This window comes from Pseudomonas machongensis (assembly GCF_034961125.1).
Lineage (GTDB): Bacteria > Pseudomonadota > Gammaproteobacteria > Pseudomonadales > Pseudomonadaceae > Aquipseudomonas > Aquipseudomonas machongensis.
The window spans coordinates 1-7,683 of the sequence record NZ_JAYFUI010000136.1 but is presented as its reverse complement, the minus strand read 5'-3'; the positions used below and the strand labels follow the sequence as shown (position 1 = coordinate 7,683).

Sequence of the window (7,683 nt, the reverse complement as noted above, 5' to 3'; positions counted from 1 at the left end):
CTGGCCTACCAGGGCGCTACCCGTCTGAACAACGATGGCAAGTGGGCCTACGACTGGTACCTGTTCCTGCCACTGGGCATGGCCCTGGAAAATCGCCGCAGCATCGAGCTGCTGCACTTCCCGCCGGATTATTCGCTGACCCAGGCCCAGGACTACCTGCGCTCCAACACCACCGATCGCTGGGCGCAGCTGCTGACCTTCAACGGTGTCGAGGCCAGCCAGACCCCGGCCTACCAGACCATCGTCGACATCGCCCCGATCGCTGCGCCCGCCAGCGCCGGCAAGGACCTGGAAGGCACCTACAGCTACTTCGCCGACTATCAGACGCGCATGGTCAAGGAGATGACCCTGCGCCACGACGCCAAGCCCCTGCCGATGGTGGCTTTCGGCGCACCGGTGCGCAGCTGGATCCAGCAGCAGTACGGGCCGAAGGTCAATGTGCTGGGGCTGGTCAGCATCAGCCCGGAAGCGGGCACCCAAGTGCCGGTGCTGGGCGCCAACCACCCGAGCGCGATCTGGTATGCGGCCGACAAGAACAACACCGGCGGGGATCAGGACAAGGCGGACGCCGCAGGCCTGAAGATGATGGGCCAGGACCTGAGCGCCGCCTGCTGGCAGGCCGGCATGGGCCGCAACCCGCAGGCGGACGCCAAGCTGACACTGGAGGCCTGCTCGGCCAAGTGGCAGGTGACCCAGAAAAAACAGACCTGCGAACTGTTCTACCGCACCATCCGCGACATGACCCCGGAGCAGGCGGCGGCCAAGTGCAACACCGGCACCGTGACCCGCAGCCTGAGGGATCTGCGCAAACCCGTGGAGATCACAGCGCCGCAGGGCTGACAGGGGCCATCTAGACTCTGAAGGCCCCGATCAGCCGCTTCAGCTCCACCACCTGGCTGGACAGCGCGCGGCTGGCGTCCTCCGTCTGGCAGGCGCCCTGCGTGGTGTCCTGCGCTGCGCGGTTGATCGCCACGATGTTCTGGTCGATGTCATGGGCCACGGCCGTCTGCTGCTCGACGGCCGCGGCGATCTGCTGGTTCTGCTCGACGATACCGCCCACCGCGCCCAGGATATTGGCCAGCGCCTGCTGCACCTGCCGCGCTTCATCCACGGTACCCGCCGCCATCTGGTGGCTGCTGCCCATGGCTCGCACGGCAGCACCAACCCCTTCCTGCAGGCGCTGGATCATCTGCGCGATCTCCTCGGTGGAGTCCTGGGTGCGGCGTGCCAGGGTACGTACTTCATCGGCAACCACGGCAAAGCCCCTGCCCTGCTCGCCCGCACGCGCCGCCTCGATGGCTGCGTTCAGTGCCAACAGGTTGGTCTGCTCGGCAATACTGCGGATCACTTCCAGCACCCGGCCGATGGCCTGGCTGTCGCCGACCAGCTGGTTGACCGCAACCACCGTCTGGTCGATCTCGCCGGCCAGGCGAGCAATGCTGTCCTGCTGGTGCGCCACCAGGCTGCGCCCGTTGGCACTCTCGCGGTTGACCTGCTGCGCGCCATCGGCGGCCAGCGCCGCGCTGCGGGCCACCTCTAGGGCGGTGGCGCTCATCTGGTTCATCGCCGTGGCCACCTGCTCGATCTGTTCGCGCTGGCCACTCACGGCCTGGTTGCTGCGTGTCGACACCGAGAGCACCTGCCCGGCCTGCTCCTCGACGGTCGCCACGGTACGCCCCACCTGCTCGATCAGCACGCGGATGCGCCGCACGGTCTCGTTGAAACCCTGGCCCAACTCGCCCAGCTCATCCTGGCTGCGCACCTCGAAGCTGACCGTCATGTCGCCACCGGCCACCCTGTCCATGGCCGCACCTAGGTTGCCAAGGGTACGCCGGGTCGACACATAGAAGCCGCTGTAGAGGTAGAGGATCGACAGGAACACGATGGCCAGCGCCGCGACCAGCGCCAGCATGTGCAGGCGGTGCTCGCCCAGGCGTGCCTGCAACTGCTGCTGCAGGTGGGCGATGACGGCATCGTTGAGCCGGTAGGTTTCGCCCATCAGGGCGCTGACCTGCTCGTAGAACGCCGGCCAGGGCGCATCGAGGGTCTCGGCCACCACGACCTGGTCCTCGAACAGCGCCGCTGCCCGGCGCACTGTCGCCTGGCTGGCTTGAGCCTGCGCACCGAGGCTGGACTTGGCCTGGGTATCGGTAGCCAACGCGTCGTCCACACGCAGGGCGTAGTCGGCCGACAGACGCTCCAGGCGTTGCAGCAAGTCTTCGAAACGAGCACTCCCCGCCGAATCGATGAAGCCGCGCCCCAGGGCAACGGCGCCGATGGCCCGTCCTTCGCCGAGCATCTGGGTGACCTGAGCGGTGCTGGTACCGATCAGGTCGCTCAACTGGCGCACCGACGCCTGATCGTCCTGGCTCAACCCCGCCTGGCTGGCCACCAGCTTGCCCAGCACCTGGGCCTGGGCCAGCAGCTTGTCGAACAGCGCGGTCTTGTTTTGCAGGGAGGTTTCGGCGCGAGCCTTGGCGAAGGCGTCGGCCAGCTCGACGCGCTTGGCTTCGAGCTGCGGATCCTGGCTCGCCAGGGCCTGGAGCTGGGCCTGGACCTTGTCCTCGAGGGCATCGATACGCGCTTCGACATCCCCGGCCTGGCCCGACTGGCCGAGCACGGCGTTGATCTGCAAGAGATTGCCCAGGCTTTCGAGGTCGCCACGCAGGGCCAGGCTGCCAGCCACAGGGCCAAGGCCGCTCAGCTCGACGCCTGTGACATGGAACTGGCGATAGGCATCGCGAACCAGATAGAAGCTGGTGACCAGCATGGGCAGGAAGAACAGGACGCTGATCAGGCTGAACTTCATGCCGAAGCTCAGCCGGTTCATCAACGCGATGGCCGGATGGAGCAGGCGCTTCATGGGTCACCTCCTTGGATTTTTATTGTTCTGCGGGGTAGCACAAGGCCATAACTGGCCGAGGCTCTGTATAGCGCAGAATCAATCCAAGGTTTGTAACTTAAGGTTAAGCGGCTTCGGCGTTCAGTTCACAGCAGCACCGTCCACAGCGCAAACACCGCGTACCACAGCACCGCGCTGCGCAGCAGCAGTTCCCACAGGCTGTCCAGGCGCGCCAGCGCACTCTGCGCCTCTTCTTCCTCGGGAATATCATCGGCCACCCGCCCGACACGGGCGATCAACTGCCCCGCGCTGATGTGCCAGTTGAGCACTTCGTGCAGCATCACCCGGGCCACCGAAACGAAGTTGCCGACCAGCGCGAAGCTCAATGCCAACACCCGCACCGGCAACCAGTCCATGGCATGGCGCAGCTGCGCCGCGCGCTCCTTGAGCGCTGGTTGATGGCTGTTTGCTGCACTCAGCGCCAGCAAGCGATACCCCAGTGCTGCGGCCGGGCCGAGCAGGAAATACCAGAAGATCACGGCAAAGAAGCTCTGGTACGCCTGCCACACCAGGTTGCCCTGCACCCGCGCCAGCAGGTCACGCGGATCGTCTGCAGCCAGGCCCAGATCGCGCTCGGCCACATGCAGCGCCGCCTGTTCATCACCCCGACGCCAGGCGTCGCGGAACGGGCCGAGCGCCGCCTTGGCATCTCCGCGCCCAAGGCTGTAGATCAGCACCAGCAGGTGCACTGGCAGCGCCAGCAAGCCGTAGGCCACCGGCTGCAACACATGCAGCAGCAACGCCAGCACCAGCACCGGTGCCAGCACCAGGATCGCCAGGCTCCACCAGGGGTGCACCTTGCCGCTGCGCTCCAGACGCACCAGCTCACCGAGGAAGAACCCGTCACGCTGCAAGCGATGGCGCAGGGACGAGAACTGCTCGACCCACAACACCAGTACCAACACCAGGAAACTCATGCCTTGTCCTCGTTCAGCGCAGCGCGGTAGCGGGGCCAGTCGAAGGCTGGCCCGGGATCGGTCTTGCGTCCCGGCGCGATATCGTCGTGACCCTTGATGCGTTCGGGGCCGATCGCAGGCCAGAGGCTGCGGATCTGCCGCGTCAGCTGTTGCAGGGCCGTGTACTGGGCATCGGTGTAAGGCATATCGTCGGTGCCTTCGAGTTCGATACCGATGGAAAAGTCGTTGCATCCCTCACGCCCGTCGAAGCACGACACCCCGGCATGCCAGGCGCGGTCGAGCAACGACACGAACTGGGTGACCGCACCATCGCGCTCGACGAACAGGTGCGCCGACACGGTCAGGTGCTGGATGCTTTCGAAGTAGGGATGCTCTGCCGGGTCAAGCCGGTTCTGGAAGAACTGCTGAACCTTGCCCGTACCGAAACAGGCTGGCGGCAGGCTGATGTTGTGGATCACCAGCAGGGAAATCGCCTCGCCTTCGGGGCGGGCGTTGAAGTTCGGCGAGGGGCAGTGGGTGACACCGGAGAACCAGCCAGTGGCGCGGTCCAATTGCATGGGCAGATCCTGAAAAACGCCGGATACGAGGCTTCAGTATGCCCCGCCGACCGCGCGCTTGCATGTAAATGATTGTGGGTACCTCAACGTGCCTGGGCAATGCGCAGGCTGTCGAGCACCGCATCGAGGGCGCGCTCGAACAGCAGCCCGTCGTCCAGCACCCGTGCCTCGCCACGATGCAGGGCAAGGGCCAGGCCAATGCTGTTCCACTCGCGCACCTTCATGCCGGTGCGGTTGGCGAAGACCAGCCGATCACTGCTGTCGATACGCGCCACCAGCTTGCAGCGCAGCGGCTCGTCATCGTCGCTGAGCTCGATCCAGGTGCCCAGGCGCAGGCGCTGGACCTGGCGCAATTGCGGGCTGTGCTCGTCCAGGACCGGCGCCCGGCCACCTGCCGACTCCTCGGCGACGGCCAGGACGATATCCGTCTCCACCCGCACATCATCAGCCTCGTCATGCCATTGGCCGGGCTCGGCACAGGCGCGCAGGTGCAGACGCTCCAGTTGCAGGAAGAACTCGCGCAGCGCAGCCGAATCCAGTGCCACACCCGCCAGCCCATCACGCAAAGCCTTGAGCAGCCCCGGCACCTGTTCGAGCAGGGCCTGGCGCGCTTGCGGCCCCGGGTGCGGGGCGATGCTGTCCAGCAGCGCGTCCATGGTCGCCAGGCCATCGATCCAGGCCGCGGACGCCTCGCCCTGCTTGAGCCAGGCGAGCAGCAGCACCTGGCTCCAGGAGTCCACCAGCATCTGCACCACCACCCGCGGCAATACGCGCCCGCGCAGGCGTTGGTTGAGCGCGTGCTGGACCTGCTGGCGTGCCTGCAGCGTCCGCGCCCGCCCCTCTTCGGCATCGCGGGTGCGCTGCTCCAGCAGCTCGTTGCGCCGACGCTCTTCGGTGCTGAAAAGCAGGAACTCCTCGAGCACCTCGGCGAACAGCCGAGCATCGTCGGTGAAATCGCTGAGCAGCCGCTGGACGATACGCTCAACCCGCGCCTGCAACCCTTCACCCGCTCCTTCCCAACCGATGGCCATGGCAGCGATCTCGTTGAGCAGGCGGCGCGCTGGATGACTGGCACGGCTGAACAGGCTCTTGTCGAGCAAGGCGACCTTGAGCAGTGGGATGTGCAAGCGTCCAAGCAGGGCGCGCAGGGGCGGGGGCAGGTTATCGTCGCGCTGGATGTGGTCGAACAGCAGGTCGACCAGGTTGATCATGTCTTCGTCGGCAGTGGCCAGGCGGCGGCGCGTGCCACTGCGAACGCTGACCCGCAGCAACAGTTGTTCGAGCTGCTGGCCGAGGTCGAAATCGTCGGCCTCGAACGGCCCTGGCACGTAATGCTGCAGGTGAGTAAGCAGGCGCAGCAAATCGGCGCTACCGATCGGCTGCGCCGTCGAGACACTCTGCAAGCGCGGCGCCAGCCTGCCACGTACCGGTGCCAGCAAGCCTTCCAGCGAGGCGAAGTAAGCCTGGCCGGCGCTGTCCGCACCTATGTCTTCACCCGCGATCAACGAGGCCGGGGTGCGTCGTGCGGCCAGGCCGCGGTCCTCGGCACGCCGACGCGGGGCGGGGGCAAGTTCGCCCAGCACGCCCGCCGCGGCCAGCAATTGGTTGGCCTCGCCATAGAGCAGGTCGACGTCGCGCAGCACATAGCGCTCGAACAGCTTGAGCAGGACCAGCTTGACCTTGAGGTCTACCCCCAGGCTGCGTCCGGCGTCCAGAAAGTAGCCACACAGGCACGCAGGCCCCAGCGGATTGCACCGCACATCCAGGGGGATTTCGAGCAGGGCGGAAAAGCGCTGGCCGAGTTGCTCGAGGGCAAAGACGTCGCGCGCCAGCACGCGCTCGACCATGGCACCGACCGCCAGGGTTCGCTCGCGCTGGGCCTTGCCGACGGGCAGGTCGATAGTGCCCAGCGACCCTAGCGGGTCGGCCTGGCCGATGCGGCTGAAGGTTTCATGAAAGATATCGAGAAAGGCACGTTCAATGCTCTTGCGCTTGAGACGCAAGTCGCGCATGGCTTCGAAATAGAGATGTTGCTGATCGCCCGCACAAGCCTTGTCGGCCATTTCGAAGAGCGTGTCGTCTGCGTTGTCGAACAGGGCACGCAGCCCTTGGCGCAAGTGCAGTGCCGCTTTGTCACGTACTTGCAGGAGCACGACGGGAAGGCAAGGCAAGGGCGTGCGCACCCCTCTGTCGATGGCGGCCACCAAGGGCCCCATCTTGCCTTCTTCATGCATCCCGAACTCCTTGCAGGGTATTGGTCGACTGGCGAGGAAACATCGTCAAAGCTATGACGCCAAATACAAGGCGCCATTATCAGTGAAAAAGATGACAGCTGCCAACACGCCATTTACAAGACGCGACCAGACGCACACTTCCCGACTGCAGGGTCGACGGCTGTAAACCGCGCCCCCCTGCCCTATAATCGCCGGCACCTAGCTTGTGGAGCCGACCATGCCGAACCTACGTCTCGCCGATCTCACCGCCGAAATCGAATCCAACGTGCGCCGCGCACTGCTGGAAGACGTCGGCAGCGGCGACATCACCGCCCAGCTGATTCCGGCCGAGCGCCTGGCCAAGGCCACCATCATCACCCGCGAAGACTGCGTGATCGCCGGCACCGCCTGGGTCGATGCCGTGTTCCGCCAGCTCGACCCGCGGGTGGCCGTGCACTGGCAGGTGGTCGATGGCGAACGCGCCACCGCCAACCAGGTGCTGTTCCACCTCGAAGGCCCGGCCCGTTCGCTGCTCACCGGCGAGCGCTCGGCATTGAACTTCCTGCAGATGCTGTCGGGCGTGGCCACCCGCGCACGCTTTCTCGCCGACCTGGTCGAGGGCACCCAGGTGCGCTTGCTCGATACCCGCAAGACCCTGCCGGGCCTGCGCCTTGCGCAGAAGTACGCGGTCACCTGCGGCGGCTGCCACAATCACCGCATCGGCCTGTATGACGCCTTCCTGATCAAAGAGAACCACATCGCTGCCAGCGGCGGCGTGGCCGAAGCCGTCGCCGCCGCGCACCGCATCGCGCCGGGCAAGCCGGTGGAAATCGAAGTGGAAAGTCTGGACGAACTGCGCCAGGCTCTGGCGGCTGGTGCAGATATCGTCATGCTCGACGAACTGACCCTGGACGAGATGCGCGAAGCGGTGCACATCACCGCAGGCAAGGCCAAGCTCGAAGCCAGCGGCGGGGTCAACGAAACCACCCTGCGGGTCATCGCCGAAACCGGTGTGGACTACATCTCCATCGGCGCGATGACCAAGGATGTGAAGGCCGTCGACCTGTCGATGCGCCTGAGCCTCTGATCCCGCT

The 7,683-nt window shown here is 65.8% G+C and carries 5 protein-coding genes and 2 pseudogenes; 2 read left to right on the top strand and 5 right to left on the bottom strand.

Going from position 1 to position 7,683, the window contains the following annotated elements; genetic code table 11:
- On the top strand, positions 1–840 hold an 840-nt coding region (locus tag VA602_RS14235), incomplete at its 5' end, for a hypothetical protein (RefSeq protein ID WP_323453522.1).
- Between the two features lie 10 nt (positions 841–850).
- On the opposite strand, the pseudogene VA602_RS26810 reads toward VA602_RS14235, so the two are convergent.
- The 5 genes and pseudogenes from VA602_RS26810 to VA602_RS14215 all read right to left on the bottom strand — a co-directional run.
- Positions 851–1,366, bottom strand: a pseudogene (locus VA602_RS26810) (methyl-accepting chemotaxis protein); the annotation flags it as partial.
- Between the two features lie 342 nt (positions 1,367–1,708).
- Positions 1,709–1,912 (bottom strand): annotated as a pseudogene (locus VA602_RS26805) (HAMP domain-containing protein); the annotation flags it as partial.
- 1,076 nt (positions 1,913–2,988) lie between these two features.
- Entirely contained in the window at positions 2,989–3,819 is an 831-nt protein-coding gene (gene ampE, locus VA602_RS14225) for a regulatory signaling modulator protein AmpE (RefSeq protein WP_112897311.1), read from the bottom strand.
- Entirely contained in the window at positions 3,816–4,376 is a 561-nt protein-coding gene (ampD, locus tag VA602_RS14220) for a 1,6-anhydro-N-acetylmuramyl-L-alanine amidase AmpD (RefSeq protein WP_054895216.1), read from the bottom strand. The genes ampE and ampD overlap by 4 nt, the downstream gene beginning before the upstream one ends.
- 83 nt (positions 4,377–4,459) lie before the next feature.
- Entirely contained in the window at positions 4,460–6,610 is a 2,151-nt protein-coding gene (locus tag VA602_RS14215; protein WP_323453520.1) for a DUF1631 domain-containing protein, read from the bottom strand.
- Positions 6,611–6,827: 217 nt separating this feature from the next.
- On the opposite strand from VA602_RS14215, the gene nadC reads away from it, so the two are divergent.
- A complete protein-coding gene (gene nadC, locus VA602_RS14210) occupies positions 6,828–7,676 on the top strand; it encodes a carboxylating nicotinate-nucleotide diphosphorylase (RefSeq protein WP_323453519.1) in 849 nt (282 codons plus the stop codon).
- The last annotated feature ends 7 nt before the right edge of the window (positions 7,677–7,683 follow it).

Coding starts and splice junctions, on each gene's coding strand:
- ampE (WP_112897311.1), bottom strand. CDS start 3,819: ATGAGTTTCCTGGTGTTGGTACTGGTGTTGTGGGTCGAGCAGTTCTCG.
- ampD (WP_054895216.1), bottom strand. CDS start 4,376: ATGCAATTGGACCGCGCCACTGGCTGGTTCTCCGGTGTCACCCACTGC.
- VA602_RS14215 (WP_323453520.1), bottom strand. CDS start 6,610: ATGCATGAAGAAGGCAAGATGGGGCCCTTGGTGGCCGCCATCGACAGA.
- nadC (WP_323453519.1), top strand. CDS start 6,828: ATGCCGAACCTACGTCTCGCCGATCTCACCGCCGAAATCGAATCCAAC.